General features: G+C 36.8%; 1 protein-coding gene. It reads right to left on the bottom strand.

All coding sequences use genetic code 11. The annotated features are described in order from the left end of the window. Positions 1-256 precede the first annotated feature (256 nt). Positions 257-766, bottom strand: a complete 510-nt coding sequence (tnpA, locus tag B5E48_RS13415) for an IS200/IS605 family transposase (protein ID WP_087305646.1) — start codon at positions 764-766, stop codon at positions 257-259. Positions 767-926: the final 160 nt, after the last annotated feature.

A 926-nucleotide genomic window follows, 5' to 3' on the forward strand; every position in this document is an offset into this window, starting at 1 on the left:
GGGCTTGCCCACCCAACGGATATATTCTGGAATACAGAGGCAATATACGAGGTGTTCGAAGATTTAGATATAAGTCTTAGAATTGCATATGGAATTAAATCGGTGTTTGAAAACTATAATCAAAACTACCCTTCAAAAGGGTAGTTTGTTCTGAGGCTATAAGCCTCGCTTACCTGCTCGCGTCTCAAGGCGCTGCTTTCACTTCGTTCAAGCTTACCGCTTTTGACTCTCGCTGTCCCTCAAAGGGACTTTTTCTCTACTTCCCTTTTGCTCCCTTCTTTTCCTTTGTTCTTTTTAATGCTTCTTGTTCTGCTTTCGAAAATGGATTTGCGTACTCTTTTACACTTAATTTGTCCATTGCCTGATCATGCATCTCCTGTTCGCGTATGTATTTCGCTACTGTCTCATCATTCAATCCGACTGTGCTGACATAATACCCTTCACTCCAGAAATGCCTGTTTCCAAATTTATATTTCAAATCTGCATGTCGATCAAACATCATCAATGCTGATTTTCCCTTTAGATATCCTACAAAATCCGACACTGCATATTTTGGTGGAATCATTACTAACATATGTACATGATCATTCATGAGATGTCCCTCTATAATTTCTACTCCTTTGTATCTACATAATGTTCTTAATATTTCTCCTAAGTCTTTTCGATATTGATTATAAATAATTTTTCGTCTATACTTAGGAGTGAACACAATATGGTATTTGCACATCCATTTTGTGTGTGCTAAAGAATATGCTTTCTTAGCCATAACAATCACCTTTCCTTTCTTATTAATGGTAGCTTGAACAACTCCATTATAATCGGAAAGGTGATTGTTTTGTATAACTTTTCTCTCTCTACCCGCATAGCAGGTAGTTTTTTGTTTCGTACATTTCATGTACTCAACTGACTAAAGTCAAAAGCATTAA

It is taken from the genome of Massilimicrobiota sp. An105, assembly GCF_002161155.1.
GTDB lineage: Bacteria > Bacillota_I > Bacilli_A > Erysipelotrichales > Coprobacillaceae > Allocoprobacillus > Allocoprobacillus merdigallinarum.